Source organism: Perlucidibaca aquatica (genome assembly GCF_001676655.1).
GTDB classification, from domain to species: Bacteria; Pseudomonadota; Gammaproteobacteria; order Pseudomonadales; family Moraxellaceae; genus Perlucidibaca; species Perlucidibaca aquatica.
This window is the reverse complement of the sequence record NZ_LZDB01000002.1, coordinates 827,132-844,200: the sequence shown is the minus strand read 5'-3', so window position 1 is coordinate 844,200 and position 17,069 is coordinate 827,132. Positions and strand designations below refer to the sequence as shown.

Annotated in this window: 16 protein-coding genes; 11 read left to right on the top strand and 5 right to left on the bottom strand. The window is 55.0% G+C overall.

All coding sequences use genetic code 11. The annotated features are described in order from the left end of the window. The first annotated feature begins 50 nt into the window (after positions 1-50). The 6 genes from A8710_RS07700 (at position 51) to A8710_RS07675 (ending at position 4,807) form a co-directional block, all read left to right on the top strand. On the top strand, positions 51-1,106 hold the full coding sequence (locus A8710_RS07700; protein WP_157686348.1) for an alpha-hydroxy acid oxidase: 1,056 nt from the start codon (positions 51-53) through the stop codon (positions 1,104-1,106). Next, positions 1,100-1,783, top strand: a complete 684-nt coding sequence (locus A8710_RS07695; RefSeq protein WP_068859387.1) for a Fe2+-dependent dioxygenase — start codon at positions 1,100-1,102, stop codon at positions 1,781-1,783. The genes A8710_RS07700 and A8710_RS07695 overlap by 7 nt, the downstream gene beginning before the upstream one ends. Before the next feature lie 64 nt (positions 1,784-1,847). Continuing rightward, complete coding sequence (locus A8710_RS07690; RefSeq protein WP_068859385.1) at positions 1,848-2,522, top strand: energy transducer TonB; 675 nt, start codon at positions 1,848-1,850, stop codon at positions 2,520-2,522. Positions 2,523-2,541: 19 nt separating this feature from the next. Next, positions 2,542-3,288 (top strand): MotA/TolQ/ExbB proton channel family protein, encoded by a 747-nt coding sequence (locus A8710_RS07685; RefSeq protein ID WP_068859383.1) that lies wholly within the window; start codon positions 2,542-2,544, stop codon positions 3,286-3,288. A gap of 4 nt (positions 3,289-3,292) precedes the next feature. Beyond that, positions 3,293-3,706: an ExbD/TolR family protein gene (locus tag A8710_RS07680; RefSeq protein ID WP_068859381.1), complete on the top strand. Its 414-nt coding sequence runs from the start codon at positions 3,293-3,295 to the stop codon at positions 3,704-3,706. Between the two features lie 9 nt (positions 3,707-3,715). Next, a complete protein-coding gene (locus tag A8710_RS07675; RefSeq protein WP_068859379.1) occupies positions 3,716-4,807 on the top strand; it encodes a PepSY-associated TM helix domain-containing protein in 1,092 nt (363 codons plus the stop codon). Between the two features lies 1 nt (position 4,808). Here the strand turns inward: A8710_RS07675 and A8710_RS07670 are convergent, their stop codons facing one another. After that, the gene (locus A8710_RS07670; protein WP_068859377.1) at positions 4,809-5,306 is read right to left on the bottom strand and encodes a DUF934 domain-containing protein; all 498 of its coding nucleotides are present in this window, start codon (positions 5,304-5,306) and stop codon (positions 4,809-4,811) included. Beyond that, the gene (locus tag A8710_RS07665) at positions 5,290-6,951 is read right to left on the bottom strand and encodes a nitrite/sulfite reductase (protein WP_068859375.1); all 1,662 of its coding nucleotides are present in this window, start codon (positions 6,949-6,951) and stop codon (positions 5,290-5,292) included. Before A8710_RS07665 ends, A8710_RS07670 begins: the two co-directional genes overlap by 17 nt. A gap of 205 nt (positions 6,952-7,156) precedes the next feature. On the opposite strand from A8710_RS07665, the gene A8710_RS07660 reads away from it, so the two are divergent. Genes A8710_RS07660 through A8710_RS07640 form a run of 5 tightly spaced genes read left to right on the top strand, consistent with a single transcriptional unit; the run spans position 7,157 to position 14,934 of the window. Further along, complete coding sequence (locus tag A8710_RS07660; protein ID WP_068859373.1) at positions 7,157-7,852, top strand: GntR family transcriptional regulator; 696 nt, start codon at positions 7,157-7,159, stop codon at positions 7,850-7,852. Positions 7,853-7,861: 9 nt separating this feature from the next. After that, positions 7,862-11,374: a chromosome segregation protein SMC gene (gene smc, locus A8710_RS07655; protein ID WP_068859371.1), complete on the top strand. Its 3,513-nt coding sequence runs from the start codon at positions 7,862-7,864 to the stop codon at positions 11,372-11,374. A 49-nt stretch (positions 11,375-11,423) separates the two neighbouring features. After that, a complete protein-coding gene (gene zipA, locus A8710_RS07650; RefSeq protein ID WP_068859369.1) occupies positions 11,424-12,305 on the top strand; it encodes a cell division protein ZipA in 882 nt (293 codons plus the stop codon). Next, positions 12,302-14,338, top strand: coding sequence for an NAD-dependent DNA ligase LigA (ligA, locus tag A8710_RS07645; protein ID WP_068859367.1), 2,037 nt, complete (start codon positions 12,302-12,304; stop codon positions 14,336-14,338). The genes zipA and ligA overlap by 4 nt, the downstream gene beginning before the upstream one ends. Further along, complete coding sequence (locus A8710_RS07640) at positions 14,335-14,934, top strand: transglycosylase SLT domain-containing protein (protein WP_198341638.1); 600 nt, start codon at positions 14,335-14,337, stop codon at positions 14,932-14,934. The genes ligA and A8710_RS07640 overlap by 4 nt, the downstream gene beginning before the upstream one ends. A 2-nt stretch (positions 14,935-14,936) precedes the next feature. Here the strand turns inward: A8710_RS07640 and mnmC are convergent, their stop codons facing one another. Genes mnmC through ispZ form a run of 3 tightly spaced genes read right to left on the bottom strand, consistent with a single transcriptional unit; the run spans position 14,937 to position 17,019 of the window. Further along, entirely contained in the window at positions 14,937-16,157 is a 1,221-nt protein-coding gene (mnmC, locus tag A8710_RS07635; RefSeq protein ID WP_068859365.1) for an FAD-dependent 5-carboxymethylaminomethyl-2-thiouridine(34) oxidoreductase MnmC, read from the bottom strand. 2 nt (positions 16,158-16,159) lie between these two features. Next, entirely contained in the window at positions 16,160-16,459 is a 300-nt protein-coding gene (locus A8710_RS07630) for a YciI family protein (RefSeq protein ID WP_068859363.1), read from the bottom strand. Between the two features lie 14 nt (positions 16,460-16,473). Further along, a complete protein-coding gene (ispZ, locus tag A8710_RS07625; protein WP_068859361.1) occupies positions 16,474-17,019 on the bottom strand; it encodes a septation protein IspZ in 546 nt (181 codons plus the stop codon). Positions 17,020-17,069 lie beyond the last annotated feature (50 nt).

Sequence of the window (17,069 nt, the reverse complement as noted above, 5' to 3'; positions counted from 1 at the left end):
CTCCCATGCCTGACCACCCGTCTTTCTTATCCTTGACCGATATAGCTGACATGGCGAGCAGGCATTGGGGGCGGGCGCTCACGGCGCATGTCGAGGAGGGTGGTGGCGAAGATCAGACACGGCGAGCGAACGAAGCTGCATTCGATCGTTTGCGCATCTGGCCGCGTGTTCTGGCGGATGTTCGCCAGGGCCATACGGCGCTGACGCTACTGGGCGAACCATTTGTGCATCCGGTTTTGCTGGGTCCTCTGGCGTATCAGAGCGCTCTGCATCGGGATGGTGAGCTGGCAACGGCAGAGGCGGCCACTGCGATGGATGCCGGCATGGTGCTGAGCACCTTGTCATCGTGCAGTCTGGAGGCCGTTGCTGCAGAACTGCCTGCGCGCAAGTGGTTTCAGCTGTATTTTCAGGCGCGAGCCGAAGATACGCTGAGACTGGTTCGCCGCGCCGAAGCGGCAGGCTATTCGGCACTGGTGGTGACGGTGGATGTGCCGGTGCATGGCCCGCGTCTGCGCTCGCAGCAAGCGGGCTTTGCGATGCCTGAGCATGTTCGTGCAGTCAATCTGGCGGGTATGTCGGCTGCGCAGACGCATTATCTTCAAGCCCAAGACAGCGTCATTTTCCAAGGCCACATGGCGTCTGCGCCACGCTGGGACAGCATCGTCTGGTTGCAACAGCAAACGGCCTTGCCCATCATTCTGAAGGGCATTCTGCATCCTCAGGATGCCGTGCAGGCAAAAAAGCTGGGCGTGGCCGGCGTCGTGGTCTCGAATCATGGCGGCCGTGCACTGGAGGGTAGTCCGGCCAGTATTGCCGTGCTGCCTCAGGTGCGCGCTGCTGTTGACGACGACTTCTTGCTTTTGCTCGATGGTGGTATCCGCCGTGGCAGCGATGTATTCAAGGCTCTGGCGCTGGGTGCTCAAGCGGTACTGCTTGGTCGCCCTCAGGCTTATGGCCTTGGTGCTGCTGGCGCCCTCGGCGTGGCGCAGGTGCTGCGTCTGCTGCGTGAAGAGCTGGAGCTGACCATGGCGCTGGCCGGTTGCGCTACGCTGGCAGATATATCAGCAGCCTGTCTTGTTAACCCGAACGAGTTTTCAGCATGTTGATTTTAATTCCGAAAGTCTGCTCAGAGGATCTGCTGACAGGTTGCCGTCAGCAATTGGCAGAAGCCGACTGGCACTCTGGAAAAGTTACGGCCGGCCCGCTGGCGGTGTCTGTCAAACATAACCAGCAATGCCCGGAAACGCCGGCTGTAAATGCTCTGGCCGATCTGATCCGACGCACGGTGAGTCAGCATCCGCGATTCATTTCAGCGGTACTGCCGTTGCATATCACTCGGCCTCGCTTCAATCGTTATGCCGATGGCGGTCATTACGGCCTGCATGTTGATGCCGCGCTGATGGCCCAAAGTGATAGCGCCTTGCCGATGCGTAGTGATGTTTCGGCGACATTGTTTCTTAGCGATCCAGAGTCTTATGACGGCGGTGAGCTGAGCATAGAAACGCCGTTTGGTGCGCAGCAGGTCAAGCTTGATGCGGGTGATCTGGTAGTCTATCCCGCCAGTAGTCTGCATCAGGTTGAGCCGGTGACGCGGGGAGAGCGCCTGGCGGCATTTTTCTGGGCACAAAGTATCGTGCCGGATGAGCGTAGACGGAGTCTGTTATTCGATCTAGATACTTCTGTGCAAGCGCTCATGAGTCGCCCTGAGGGGAGTGATCCCGAAGCAGTGAGGCTGTCGGCTGTTTATCACAATCTGTTGCGGCAATCGGCCCAGACAGCTTAAAAATCTTTATGAGATTGATTCTCATTTATTGAGTTGGTGATGTTTTGCCCGTACAATTTCAGCCATGAAAAATGCCTATATAGCCGACGACCCCTTGCATGAACACGCGGAAACGGTGGCCTATCCGGTCTTAGCCGGCATTGTGTTGTTTCACGCGTTGTTACTCGGTGGCTTGTTTATGTTTCAGCGGGTCAGCGACCCCGTTCGCGTGGATGTGCTGTCGGTTCGCATGCTGCAGGCATCACCCCCTGTGGATGCTCCGGTGAAGCCCGTACCGGTCAAGCCACAACCTGTGCCCAAACCATTGCCCAAGCCTGAAATTAAGCGGGTTAAGACAGATGCGCCTGCACCGGCGCTACCCACACCAGAACCTAAGCCCTTGCCACCCGTACAGCCGCCACAGCCTACGCCCAAGCCTGTTGAGCAGCCGCCGGAGCCCGCGTTGGCTGCTCCGGTCGTGCCGCCCCGTTTTGATGCGGCCTATCTGAACAATCCAGCGCCGAGCTATCCGGCTTTATCGCGACGCAATGGCGAGGCCGGTAAGGTGCTGTTACGCGTGCAAGTGAGCAGCGACGGAAAACCCCAACAAATCGATTTGCAACGAAGCAGTGGCTACAGCCGGCTCGATGATGCGGCGATCGCAGCGGTGCGCCAGTGGCGATTTATCCCGGCAAAACGGGGCGATGAAAATCTGACGGAGTGGGTGCTAGTGCCCCTCGTATTCAAGTTAACCAATTAATTAAGGCTGAGTGAGCATCATGGGTTTTCAACATTTCATGGATCAGGCTGATGGCGTTGCATTAAGCATTCTGGCCATTTTGTTCGTCATGTCGGTGGGCACTTGGTACTACATTGTGACCAAAGGCTGGCGCTACTGGGGCGCTCAGAATCGCTCTCGTGATTTCGTTCGTGGTTTTTGGGCCGCACCTAGCCTCGAAGCTGTGGCGCGCAAGCTGCGCAGCACGGGCATTACCGATCCGTTCTCACACTTAGTGCATCACGGATTTACCGCCGTTGAGCAGCATCAGTCGCGCCAGAACAACTCGCTGGTAGAAGCCGGCTCGGCTGAAGACTTTTTGACGCGTTCGTTGAAGCGCGCCATCGATCAAGACAAAGCGCGCTTAGAGGGCGGCTTGACCTTCCTCGCTACGGTGGCCTCGAGTGCGCCGTTTGTGGGCTTGTTCGGCACGGTATGGGGTATCTACCACGCGCTCATGGCCATCAGCCTGAGCGGGCAAGGTGGGTTAGATCAAGTCGCAGGCCCTGTCGGTGAGGCACTGATCATGACCGGGCTCGGATTGGCGGTGGCCATCCCCAGTGCCGTTGCCTACAACGTATTCGTGCGTCTAAACCGCAATACGTTGGTTCAGCTGAACTCCTTTGCTCACGATGTCTTCGCTTTCTTATCGACGGGTTTGGCGACGGGTTCATTACTGCACGATGTAGAAAAAACATCGGAGCGCATGATCTCTCGTATCCAGCAATCACGGGATAATCAGGAGTAATTCGATGGCATTTGGATCGTTTGAACAAGGCGACGAGATTGAAGCCAATGCCGAAATCAACATGGTGCCGTTTATTGACATCATGCTGGTCTTGCTCATCATTTTTATGATCACGGCACCACTGATGACGCATGCGGTAAAGGTAGATTTACCACAAGCCTCTGCCAAGCCCTTAGCAGCAGCCAGTAAGCCGGTTGACATTGCGGTGTTGGCGGACGGTCGTCTCTTGGTGAATGGGGTTGATGTGGCTGTCAGCGCATTACCAATCTATCTCAAACAATTTAAACCTGAGAGCGAAGTACATCTTCGTGCCGATCGTAAGACGGACTACGAAGTGGTGGCTCAGGTGTTGTCTGCTGCTGTTGAAGCGGGCTTAGCCAAAGTCGGTTTCGTCACTGATTTACCTCCATCCTCTTGAGAGTTAGCGATGCTTAAAACAGTTTTGCTGCGTCTTCATGCCTGGCTCGGCGTAAGTGCAGCTCTGGTCATTGCACTAGTGGGTAGCACGGGTGCAATGATGGCCTTTGAACCACAGATTTTACGTCTATTAAATCCCGGCATCCTTCAGTTAGAGCCCGCAGCGGGTCAGGTGATGCTCAGCCCGCAGGCGTTGTATCAGCAAATTCAACGGGCTGAACCCAATCGTCCGGTGCAGGCATTAACCCTGAGTGGTCAACCTGATCGTCCGGCACAGGTCATTTTTACGTCGGCGAAAAGCCCTAAAGGTGAATCAGTGGGGGTGGATCCCTACACCGGCGCTCTATTGCCTGAGCCTACAGGTGAAGCCGCTTTCGAGTGGATTGAGGATCTTCATCGCAATTTGTTGGCCGATAAAGTGGGCAAGGCAGTTACTGGTGTATCCGCATTCGTTCTGATTTTTATGTCGCTAAGTGGTCTTTACCTGCGCTGGAAGCGCCGACCCCAAGGTGTTGGTGGTTGGTTGGGCTACCGTCGCGGCCTCAATGGTCGGGCATGGCGTTTTCAGTTGCATAGCGTGGCGGGCACTTGGCTATTTGCCCTGTTTATTTTCTCAGCGGCGACGGGATTGAGCTGGTCCTACGATTGGTACAAAGCCGGAATCTACCAAGTGCTGTCCGTGGAGATGCCTAAGAAGCCTAAGCCCGGCCCTAAAGAGGTTCTTACGGCAGAGCAATTCGATGGGTATCTGGCGTCGGTTTGGCCGCGTTTGCAAGCTGAATTGCCGGCCTATGACAGTGTCACGGTGCTTTTGGCCACGTTGCCCAGCGATGCCATTCGCGTGGAATATTTGTCGAAAGATTCGCCGCATATTCGTGAGAAGAACACCCTCACGTTTAGCCCATCGGGTGATGTGTTGTCGCATAAGCGCTTTGCTGAAAAGCCGTGGGGCGAGCAAATCACTGCATCATGGAAAATGCTTCACACCGGGCAATACTGGGGCTGGTCCGGTCAACTTATGATGATGTTAAGCAGCCTGTCTTTGCTAGGTTTTGCTTGGCTGGGCATCAGCTTATTCCGTTCGCGGAAAACGCCGCGCTAAGTCATATAGCGCGGCGCAAAAATAAGGGCTGAGGCTGATCTGCCGAGGCGTGATACACCTCGCTGAAATCTGCCAGGCCTTTCAGCGCCACTTCGGCATCTTTATCATCGCGAATAGCGAAGGCATCAAAGCCAACACGCGCCTGATAAAACAGTGTGTCTTTGAAAATATCGCCAACGGCGCGCAGTTCGCCTGTAAAGCCAAAGCGCGTGCGCAGAAGGTACGCCGTGGAGTAGCCGCGGCCATCCGCAAACGCTGGGAACTCAACGGCAACTAAGTCGAGCTCAGAAACCAGATCCGCGATTTGCTCGGCAAACTGGTCTGGCTTTAGTTGCACGCCCTTGCGGCCCGCATGAGCTAGAACTTGAGCGCGGTGGCTGAGGAGGGTGTCTAGGCCGACCAGCACATCCCCAGCAGGCAGGGATAAATTGCCGTCAATAGCATCCACACGGGTATAGGTATCGGCGGCAATGGCGCCGTTTTTAATCAGCGTTGGCATAAACGCGCTCCTTAAAGACGGCAATGCCGACACGACGGTAAGTGCTGAGGAATGTCTCGCCGGACTGACGCAGATCGAGGTAGGTATTGAGGATTTCCTCAATCACTTCCGCCATGTCATCGGCTTCAAACGATGGGCCAAGGATGTCGCCAATGCTGGCATCGTGCCCGGACGAGCCACCTAATGAAACTTGGTAGAACTCGGCGCCTTTCTTGTCCACACCGAGAATCCCGATATGGCCCACATGGTGATGACCGCAGGCATTCATACAACCCGAGATATTCAGGTCGAGCGGGCCGAGGTCATACACCTCTTCCAGATCCTGATAGCGACGTTGGATTGCTTCGGCAATGGGGATGGATTTGGCATTGGCCAGCGAGCAGTAGTCTCCACCGGGGCAGCAGATGATGTTGGTCAGGAAGCCGATGTTGGCAGTGTCAAAACCCAATGTTTTCAATTCAGCGTAAAGCGCTGGCAGATCCGATTGCTTCACATCGGCAAGCACGATGTTTTGTTCGTGCGTGGTGCGTAACTCACCAAAGCTGAACGTGTCCGCGAGGCCAGCAACGGCTTCCATTTGTTCGGCGGTGATATCACCGGGCGCAATACCCACTTGCTTCAGCGATAACGTGACAATGGCGTAGCCCGGCACTTTATGTGCCGACACATTGCGATGGACCCAGTTATCAAACACGGCATCATGTGCGCGAGCAGCGGTGAGCTCAGCGGCAATGGCGGGCAGCGACTCATAAGCAGGCGCTGTAAAGAAGCTGGCAAGGCGCTCAAATTCAGCACTCGGAACAGTCAATGGACCGTTTTGAAGATGCTTGAACTCGGCTTCCACTTGCTCGGCAAAGACCGCAGGGGTGAGGGCCTTAACCAAGATTTTGATACGGGCTTTGTATTTGTTGTCGCGGCGACCATGCAGGTTGTACACGCGCAGCACGGCATCCAAATAGGCGATCAAATCCTGACGCGGCAGGAACTCACGAATAATGGAGCCAATGATGGGGGTTCGACCCAGGCCGCCACCCACCATGATTTTGTAGCCAACTTCACCCGCGGCATTGCGAACAATGTACACACCAATGTCATGCACCTGTGTGGCGGCACGATCAATCTCAGGAAGTGCGTTCACGGCAATTTTGAACTTGCGCGGCAGGAAGGCGAATTCCGGATGGAAGGTCGACCACTGACGGATCAATTCGCAGGTAGGGCGCGGATCTTCAATCTCACCGGCGACAACACCCGCGAATTGGTCGGTGGTGGTGTTGCGAATACAGTTACCACTGGTTTGGATGGCATGCATCTCGACCTGAGCTAACTCCGCCAGAATTTCTGGCACATCGGCTAGGGCAGGCCAGTTCAGCTGGAAATTCTGACGTGTGCTGACATGAGCATAGCCACGATCGTAATGACGGGAGATATCCGCAATTTTGCGCAGCTGATCGCTAGAGAGCATGCCGTACGGCACAGCAATGCGCAGCATGGGCGCATAGCGCTGAACATAGAGACCGTTCTGCAAGCGCAATGGGCGGAACTCATCTTCGCTGAGCTGGCCAGCGAGGTAGCGCTGAGTTTGGTCACGGAACTGGCGAACGCGGTCGTCGACAATTTTTTGGTCATACGCATCGTAGCGATACATGCGGGTTCATCCACAGGGTATAGAAGGCGCGCAGAATAACAGCGCAGACTCGTCAGTGAAAATGGAATTTGTTGACCGTGCTTATCAGTAATGCTGCTTTATTAAAGAATATGCGTACAGTTTGTCCAACAATCGACGAACGAACCGGCAAGCTCAAAAGCCTGTGCTAGGATGCCGAGCATCCGTAAAGAGTAGCTTTTTTCCTATGACGTTTCGCGCTCAAGACAGTCTCGCTGAACAAATTGCGCATCATCTCGAAAGGCAGATCGTTACCGGCGATTTGGTCGAGGGCGAACGCATTCAGGAAATGCGTATTGTCGCGGAGTTGGAAGTCAGTCGCGGCTCAGTGCGTGAGGCGCTATTGATTTTGCAGCGTCGGCATCTCATTGATATTTTTCCGCGTCGCGGCGCAGTTGTGACGGAGTTAACTCCAGCACTGGTGAAAAGTTTATATGAAGTGCTGAACCTGCAACTGAGCTTGGTGGTTAGGCGGTGGGCTGAGGTGTGGCAGCAAACCAGTCTTGAGCCCTTTATGGAGGGTATTCAGCACATCCAAGAGGCTGTTGTTGAGGAAGATACGGAGCTGTTTTTTGAGCGCAGCCTGGAGTGGTTGAAATCGGCTTCTGTATTTGCAGCTAACCCCTATTTGGATCAGCAGCTCAAGGATATGCAGCCATCCGTTCGCCGTGCCTATTACTTGGCGTTGCAGATGAATAAGCGTGAGCTCGAGGAGTCCTTTAGCTTTTTACGAGGGCTTCTCGATGCGGTCTTGCTCAGGCAGTCTGAGCGCGCCGCGGAATACCTAGAAGAATTTGTGATGCATCAACGAAATTTAGTGCTGGAGTCGCTCTTTCGCGTTAAGCAAATTGAGATGGCTTGGGCTCGTCGGCACCGCCGTTAAGGAAACAGTATGCGTTTAAAATCCATCAAGCTGGCGGGCTTCAAATCCTTTGTGGACCCTACCACGGCGAGCTTTCCCACCAATTTGTCTGCGGTGGTTGGCCCCAATGGTTGCGGCAAGTCCAATATTATTGATGCCGTGCGCTGGGTCATGGGTGAGAGCTCGGCTAAAAACTTGCGCGGCGAGAGCATGACCGACGTCATTTTCAATGGCGCGGTGGGTCGTAAGCCCGTGGGCCAGGCGTCCATTGAGTTGATTTTCGATAATGCCGATGGCTCGTTGGGCGGCGAGTGGGCGCAGTACGCTGAGATTTCCATTAAGCGTGTGGTGACGCGTGATGCCCGTTCCGACTACTTCCTCAATAGCACGCGCTGCCGTCGTAAAGACATTACTGACATTTTCTTAGGCACCGGTCTCGGGCCGCGCTCCTACGCCATCATTGAGCAGGGCATGATTTCGCGACTCATTGAATCTAAGCCCGAAGAGCTGCGTGTATATATTGAAGAAGCGGCGGGCATTTCCAAGTACAAAGAGCGGCGTCGCGAAACCGAGAATCGTATGCGTCATACGCGAGAGAATTTGGCTCGCCTCAATGACATTCGTGAGGAACTGGGTAAGCAACTACAGCATCTTGAAAAGCAGGCTCGAGACGCGGAAAAGTACAAAGAGTGCAAACTCGAAGAACGAACGCTGAGGGCGCAATTACATGCTCTGCGGTGGCGAGGCCTGGACCAGCAAGTCCAGCAATATGAAGCCAGCATTCGTGAGCTGGCAGTCAAACTCGAGGCAGCCATGGCCTCGCAGCGTGAATACGAAGCGGCCTTGGTGCGTGACCGTGAAATTCAATTCAGCCTGAGTGATGAGTTCAATCAAGTCCAAAGTCGCTACTACGCGTTGGGCAGTGATATTGCTCGCGTGCAACAAGCGCAGCGTTATCGTCACGAGCGCATTGCAGAAATTCAAACGGCACAAGCGGCCATTGAACGTCAGGCTGAACAAGCGAGACAGCTCCTGGATCATGACCGTTTTGAGTTGGAGCAGGCCGAGGCAGAATGTTTAACCCTAGAGCCTCAGCACGAATTATTGAGCGCTGAAGCGGAGGCCATGACTGAGCAATTACTTTCAGCAGAGCAACAGTTGGCTGACTGGCAGCAGGATTGGGATCAGTTTAATAGCCGCTCGCAAGCGCCTCGCCAGCGTGCGGAAGTTGAGCAGTCGCGTATTCAGCACATGGAGCAAGCCCTACGTCGTCACCAAGAGCGTTTGGCTCGACTTGAGCAAGAGCAATCGGCCTTAAATGCTGGTCCGCTAGAGCAGGAGCTTGCCGACTTGCAGGAGCAATCCGCTGAGCAAGCCATGGCAGTGGAGGCGAGCGAAGGACAACTGCTTCAAGCCAGCGAGGCCATGCAGGGTAATCGTCAGCGGTTGTCGGAATTGGGTGTTGAGATTGATCAGCAACGCCAACAGTTACAGGCTATGCGGGGCCGTGAGGCTTCACTCCGGGCATTACAGGAGGCGGCTGAGAAGAGTCAGTCTGCGGTTAACTCTTGGTTGCAAGCACGTGGCATTCAAGGTCAGGCCTTGGCGAAGACGCTGCGGGTGAAAGCCGGGTGGGAAGCCGCCGTAGAAACGGTGCTGGGCCCGCAATTGCAAAGTTTAGAGGTCACCTCACTGGCGCAGGTCGCCGAACAACTAGACACCTTAACGGTCGGTGAGGTGGCTTTTTCTGAGTCGGGTAAGTCACCTATTGCGCTGCAGTCGACGCGAGATTGGCCAACGCTAGCGACTACTCTCGAGTCGGCGCCGGAATGGCTGAAGTCCCGTTTTGCGTCAGTTTATTTAGCCGATGATCTGGCTCATGCCTTAAATCTAAAGCCGCAGCTGCAGGCTCATGAGTCGGTCATTACCACCGAAGGCTATTGGTTAGGCGATACGTGGCTGCGCTATCGCGCCGGTAAAGCCGATCCTGCTCAGGGGCAGCTGGCGCGTCAACGTGAATTGTTGAAGTTGGACGCAGACATTGAGCAATTAACGACTACCTTGCAGCAGCTACAAGAGCAACAGCTGGAAGTGCGTGAGGCGTTGCGTGATGGCGAGTTAGCGCGTGAGCAATGCCAGCGTGAACTCACGCTGCGCAACCGTTCACTGGGCGATATCCAAGCCCAAATAGGCGCACGCCAAGTTCGCCTCGAACAGTTTCTGGCGCGCCGCGAGCGCATCGGTCAAGACATGCAAGAGGTCGCTCGCCAGGCTCAGCTCGATCAAGAGTCACTGGCTGAATCGCGCATGAATTTGCAGGAAGCCATTGAGCTGATGTCGCAAGATTCGCGTGAGCGTGAGGCAAAACTGGCGGATCGTGAGCGTTGGCGTGAGGCCGTAGATCAAGCGCGTGCGAATCAACGCGAACGCCGTGAGTTGCTGCATCAGTGCGCCTTGCGTCGGCAGACCTTAAACGCTCGCTTGCAGGGTTTGCGTGCGGGCTTGCAGCGTTTGGATGAGCAGGGTGAAAGCTTACGAGAGCGTCGCGAGCAGTTGGCGATGCAATTGATGGAGTTATCGGCACCCGCCGGTGAAGATGGCGACGAGCTGGAACAACTGTTAGAGCAACATTTGCAAGCCGAGCAAGCGTTGTCGCAAGTCCGTAACCAAGTGGATGTCATTCAGCAACAACTTCGGGAAGCTGAGAGCGGCCGTACACGCGCAGATCAGCAAGTTCAAATTACCCGTGACAGTCTACAAAGCATGCGTTTGGAGTGGCAAAACGCCGTGGCAAAGCGTGAGGCGCAGGTTGAGCAGTTACAAGAAAGTGATGCTGTTTTGGAGCAAGTACTGACGGACTTGCCTGACGATGCCAGCGATACGGCTTGGCAGCTGTCGTTGGAGCGTGTGGCGATTCGCATTGCGCGTTTAGGGGCTATTAACTTAGCGGCCATTGAAGAGTACCAAGCGCAGGCTGAGCGCAAGAACTACCTCGACTTGCAAGACGCAGACCTCAACGAGGCGCTTGAGACGCTGGAAAATGCGATCCGTAAAATTGATCGTGAAACACGCGCCTTGTTTAAAGAGACTTTCGAAAAAGTAAATGCGGGTTTGCAGGCGCTGTTCCCGAAAGTATTTGGTGGCGGTACGGCGTATCTGGAATTGACCGACGAAGACTTGTTGGAAGCTGGCGTGACGATCATGGCCAGGCCGCCAGGTAAACGTAACTCAACGATTCATCTGCTCTCGGGCGGTGAAAAGGCGCTGACGGCTTTGTCTTTGGTATTCTCGATTTTCCAGCTCAATCCAGCGCCGTTCTGTATGCTTGATGAGGTCGATGCGCCATTAGATGATGCCAACGTAGGACGCTTCGCCAGACTAGTCGAAGAGATGTCCGCTCAGGTACAGTTCATCTACATTACGCACAATAAAATCGCCATGGAGATGGCTCAACAATTGATGGGCGTTACGATGCAAGAACCTGGGGTGTCCCGATTGGTTTCGGTCAATGTTGACGAAGCGGCCGCTTTGGCCGGCCAATGACCTCAGTGCATGGTAATCAGCTCACACAACAAGAGAGAAGGTCCGGCTCATGATGCATGAACCGATGCTTTTAATAGCACTGGCAGTTTTAGTGGGTCTTGCGGCAATGCTCTTGATGAACGGCGCCCGTAAGCGCCGTTTGAAAGTGAAGATCGAACCGGTGCCCACAGAGCGCCTCGATAACACGCCGGTGCGCTCTGAAATTTTGAGTGAAGTTCGCATTCGCGAGCGCGCTGATGCCCTGCGTCTAGAGAATGAGAAAATCGACGCTCCCCTGGCGGCTACGGAATCTGTGCCTGTGGCGGCTCAGGTTCATGAAGCTGTTCACGAGGCTGCTCAAGAGGCTGCTCAGGAGCCTGCAGCGGCAGAGCAAATGGTCGAACAAGTTATTGAGGTATCAGCCCCGCCGGTTGTAAAGCTCAGTCAGGCCGATTTGTTCCCTGAGGAAATTCTGGCACCTAAAGTCCCTGCAGCGGAGTCCTTAGAAACCTCTGCCCAAGACTTAGCCATAGATCGCGTGTTCTCAATTCACGTCATGGCAACCACCCAACTCTTTGAAGGCCGCCAATTACTGGAGCTGTTGCTTCAATATGGGCTTCGTTTTGGCGATATGGATATTTTCCACCGTCACGAACATCCCACGGGCCAAGGCGACATTTTGTTCAGCATGGCTCAGGCCGTGGAGCCAGGCACATTCAACATTGATAGTCTGTCCCGCGACTTAGTACCCGGCGTTAGTTTCTTCATGAGTCTGCCGGGCAAAAAAAGCACCTTGGCGTTTGACTTAATGATTGATACCGCTCGCCGTCTGGCCTATGAGCTGCAAGCCGATTTATTAGATGCCAACTCCCACGTATTGACTCAGGCAGAGCTCGATCAGTGGCGTGAAGCCGTGGTGTCCTACGAACGCCAACAATATCAGTCGCTATGAGTGGCTTGTCCTTGGACGACGCGGTGCAGCGTCTGATGCAGCTGCGTAAACAACTGCATGCACATGCCAAAGCGTATTATGTCGATGACGCACCGACCCTGCCGGATGCCGACTATGACGCACTTTACCGAGAGCTTTTAACGCTCGAGGCCACTTTTCCCAGCCTGGTGACCGCTGACTCCCCCAGTCAGCGCGTGGGCGCAGCAGCGGATACGGCATTTTCGTCGGTCAAGCACGATGTACCCATGTTGTCTTTAGACAATGTCTTTTCCGAGACCGAGTTTCAGGATTTTGATCGTCGTCTACGCGAGCGCCTGAATTGGGAAGTCGCTGTTGGGCTGCCCTACATCTGTGAGCCTAAGTTCGATGGCCTAGCCGTAACGCTGCATTACCGTCACGGTCAATTAGTGAAAGCAGCGACGCGTGGCGATGGCAGCAGTGGTGAAGACATTACCGCTAATGTCCTGACGATCGCGACGGTGCCTAAGCGGCTGGCCGGTGAAAATCTGCCTGAGCATCTAGAGATTCGGGGTGAGGTACTCATGCCCCGCGCCGGTTTCTTAGCATTAAATGAGCGGCAGATAGCGGCCGGGGAAAAGGTGTTCGCTAATCCACGTAACGCTGCTGCCGGTGCATTGCGTCAGCTCGATGCACGCATCACCGCGCAGCGACCCTTGGCCTTTTATGCCTATGCGCTGGCGGCCATTTCAGGGGCTGCTTGGCCTAGCACTCACAGCCAAACCCTGCGCTGGTTCAAGTCCTTGGGTTTTGTGATAGCCGATGAAGTGTGTTTAGGCCATGGCCCCATGTTTGTGCAGCAGGCGTGGCAAACGCTCCTAGACTCTCGCGACAGCCTGCCGTTTGATATTGATGGCATGGTCGTAAAAGTGGATGACCGTCGCTTACAACAAGATTTGGGCTTTGTTGCGCGCGCGCCGCGCTGGGCCGTGGCCTATAAGTTCCCCGCGCAAGAAGTCAGTACCACGCTAGAGGCCATCGATTTTCAAGTCGGTCGTACAGGCGCGCTCACACCTGTCGCTCGTTTACGTCCCGTGAATGTGGCGGGTGTGGTGGTCAGTAATGCCACCCTGCATAACATGGATGAAGTTCAGCGTTTGGATTTACGTCCGGGCGACACGGTGGTGATTTACCGCGCAGGCGATGTCATTCCGAAAGTGATGCGGCGTTTGGATGATGAAGCGCATGCCCATCGGCTCATCGTGAGTCTGCCATCGGCGTGTCCGGTGTGCGGTTCTGCCGTCATGCGCCCTGAGGGTGAGGTGATTGCGCGCTGCAGTGCAGGTCAGTTTTGTCCCGCACAACGTAAAGAAGCGATCCGTCATTTTGCCAGTCGACGCGCTATGGATATCGACGGCTTAGGCGAAAAATGGATCGATCTGATGGTCGATGCTGGCTTGGTCAACTCCACTGCCGATATCTATCGCTTAACGCAAGAGCAACTCTTAAGCCTGCCGCGAATGGCTGAAAAATCGGCCAATAACCTACTGGCAGCTATCGAGACCAGTCGTGAAACCACCTTAGCACGGTTTATTTACGCGCTGGGTATCGCCAATGTGGGCGAGGCCACGGCAGAGGCATTTGCTCGACAGTTTGGACGCTGGCAAGCCTTTCAAGAGGCAGATGAAGTCGCACTGTTGGCAACACCTGATGTGGGGCCTGTGGTGGCGCAGTCCGTCATGAGCTATCTGCGTGAGCCGCATAATGTGTCGGTGATTAATGCCTTAATGGCCGCGGGGGTTCGTTGGCCTGACCAAGCTGCAGCGCAGGACTTGCCGCAGCCTTTACTAGGGCAGACTTGGGTGCTGACGGGCACCTTGTCTACACTGAGTCGGGACGAGGCGGGTGCTCGCCTGAAAGCCCTAGGCGCAAAGGTTAGTGGCAGCGTTTCCGCGAAAACGCATGTGCTGGTGGCGGGAGAGAGTGCTGGCTCAAAGCTCACGAAGGCGCAAGAGCTGGGCGTTACTGTGTGGGATGAAGAACAACTGCTTAGCATGTTGCGAGAGCACGAATGATGCGCCTATCCGGCGGCCTAAAAGGGCTGATGTTGCTGCCGATGCTCACGCTGATGGCCTGCAGCTCAATGCCAACACCGCCTCGCAATGCCTTAAATTTATGTGCGGTTTTCGCAGAGAAGCAAGCCTGGCAAAGCCCGGCCATTCGTACGGAGCGTCGCTGGGGCATCCCTGTCTCGGTGTTGATGGCCACGATGTACCATGAGTCTTCGTATCGCGCCGATGCCAGACCTCCCCGACGATATTTTTTGGGCATTTTTCCTGGATCAAGACCCAGCACGGCCTATGGGTACTCGCAAGCCTTAGATGGTACGTGGGACGAATATGTGTCGAAGAATTCACGCTGGTTTGCTAGTCGTGATGAGTTTGATGACGCCATCGACTTCATTGGCTGGTATCACAACCTGAGTACGCGAGAGATCGGTATTCGAGCCGACGACGCGTATAACTTGTACTTGGCCTACCACGAAGGTCGGGGTGGCTTTTCGCGCAATTCATATTTGGCAAAACCGTGGTTGGTTCGTTATGCCGAGCGTGTTCGTGAAACCGAAGGCAAATACCGTCAACAACTCACTGGCTGCCCCCTCAGTCAATAAGCTTAAGGCGCGGTTGAGCGTAACTGACCACGCTTCCACGCTTTCAAGAGAAAACGATCTGGCCTTAGGCGCTCCTGTAAGTCGCTGTGTTGCGCTTGAGGCTTAGCCAGTAGTGCTTGGCAAAGTAGGTCAGCGGCCAGCCAAGCTTGGCTAAAACCTTTAGACCCGTGCCCTAAGCTAATGCCAATTTTCGGCAGTTCTTGAATTTCCTCCGGCATTGGTCTGCTCGCCACGCGGGTGCTAAGCAGTCGCTCGTAGTCAGCGGGCCAAGGTAGCCATCCCACCATAGGCAAGTAGTCCGGTGTTTGCCAACGCACACTGGCACGAGCAGACCAGCTCATCACGTTCTCGTGTAGTCCAATCTGCGTGGTCAGGCTCGGCACGGCATCCAGTAAGGCTGAGGCATTGGCGAGTTGATCTTGGTGACAAGGCGAGGTGTCTGAGCGACCTGGCTGAAACGTCGCACCTAAGACATGCTGGCCATGAAAGCCTGGGGTAAGGTAGCCGCCGTAGCAGAGCGTTGTTTTTAGCGCTAAGGGACGTTTCAGCGTGGTGATCTGTCCGCGTACAGGTTTTAACGGCAGATGTTGCGTGGCTAATAGTTGCTGTGCACCACCCGCCACGGCAAGCACCAGGTGCTTAGCGTCCAACGTGATGGGTTCACGCTGATGACCCGGCTGCACCTGAATGTGCCAGCCCGAATGATTTGGGCTGATTTCGGTTACTTCGTGATGCGTCAGCAACTCAATATTTTTATGTGCCAGCAGGCTCGCTAACAAACCTTCCGGGTGAATTAATCCGGCATTGGGTAGCCAAAGGGCAGGGTGATGGAGGGCTACGCCCGCCTTTGCGCTGGCCTCTTCTGCGTTAAGCGACCAGACCTGACTCTGCCACCACGGATGATCCGGCCCGATATCCACATGCTGTTTTCGAGTTTGTAGCCAAAGAACGCCACTGGCCTGAAAGTGTGGTGCTAAACGTGGATCCTCTAGCACCTTAAGCGTATGCAAAAAGGCTTGGGACTGAATGTGCTCGGGGGTGAGCTCGGCACTGACTAACTTTGGGTACAAAATCGCTGCTGCGTTACCTGAGCCGCCACTTCCCGGCGTGGCTGCGTCCAGCACTCGTACCTGCCAGCCATGGTCGGCCATCAGCCATGCCAAGCTGGCGCCAGCAATGCCGGCGCCAACGATAGTGAGCTGTTGAGGGCTTTGAGTGTGCAACGTTAGGGCAGGGTCTTGCGGAAAGGTTTGACGCTGACGCGAGCATACACACCGGCTGCAACAAACGGATCGGCATCCGCGAAAGCCTGAGCGTCGCTCAAGGACGCAAATTCGGCGACCACTAAGCTGCCGGTGAAGCCTGAAGGACCCGGATCTTCGGAATCAATGGCGGGGTGCGGACCGGCCAGCAATAAGCGGCCCTGCTGATGCAGTTCCTGAAGGCGCGCGACATGAGCTGGTCGATGTTCCAGTCTTTGCGCGAGGGTATTAGGCGCATCTTCAGAAATAATGGCGTACCACATGTTCAACTCCAGAATTAGTGCGTGGGGGGCGAATCTTTAAGCGCGCCTTGACGCGTCAGCCAAATACCCTGCGCGATGATGAAGGCGAAGGTCATCCCCAAACTCCCAAAGAGCTTGAAGTCCACCCACCACTCGCTGTGGTAAAGCACGACATAGGCATTAGCGGCGGCACACAGTAGAAAAAAGATGACCCATGCGCTGTTGAGTTGCTGCCACTTGCTGCGGCTGAGTTGCAGTGCCTGACCCATGAGGCGCTCAATCAATGGCTTCTCGCCAATAAACGCACTGCCAGCAAAGATAAGGGCGAGCAGCACGTTTACTGCCGGCGCTTTCCATTGCAGAAAAGCCTCGTTATGCATGACGAGCGTTAGGCTGCCGAGCACCACCGTGGCCACTAAGGTAATCCACTGGCTGGTCTGTAAGCGGCGTTCCTGCCACCAAATAAAGGCATACAGAAGCGTCACGCTGACCATCAGAACGGCAGCAGCGGTATAGACTCCGGCCACTTTATACGCCACAAAAAACAGCACCAGCGGCAGGAAATCCAACCACGCTTTCATCCGTGTTACCTCTATCGAATCTGTTAAAGTCAGGCATCTTAATGTACCGC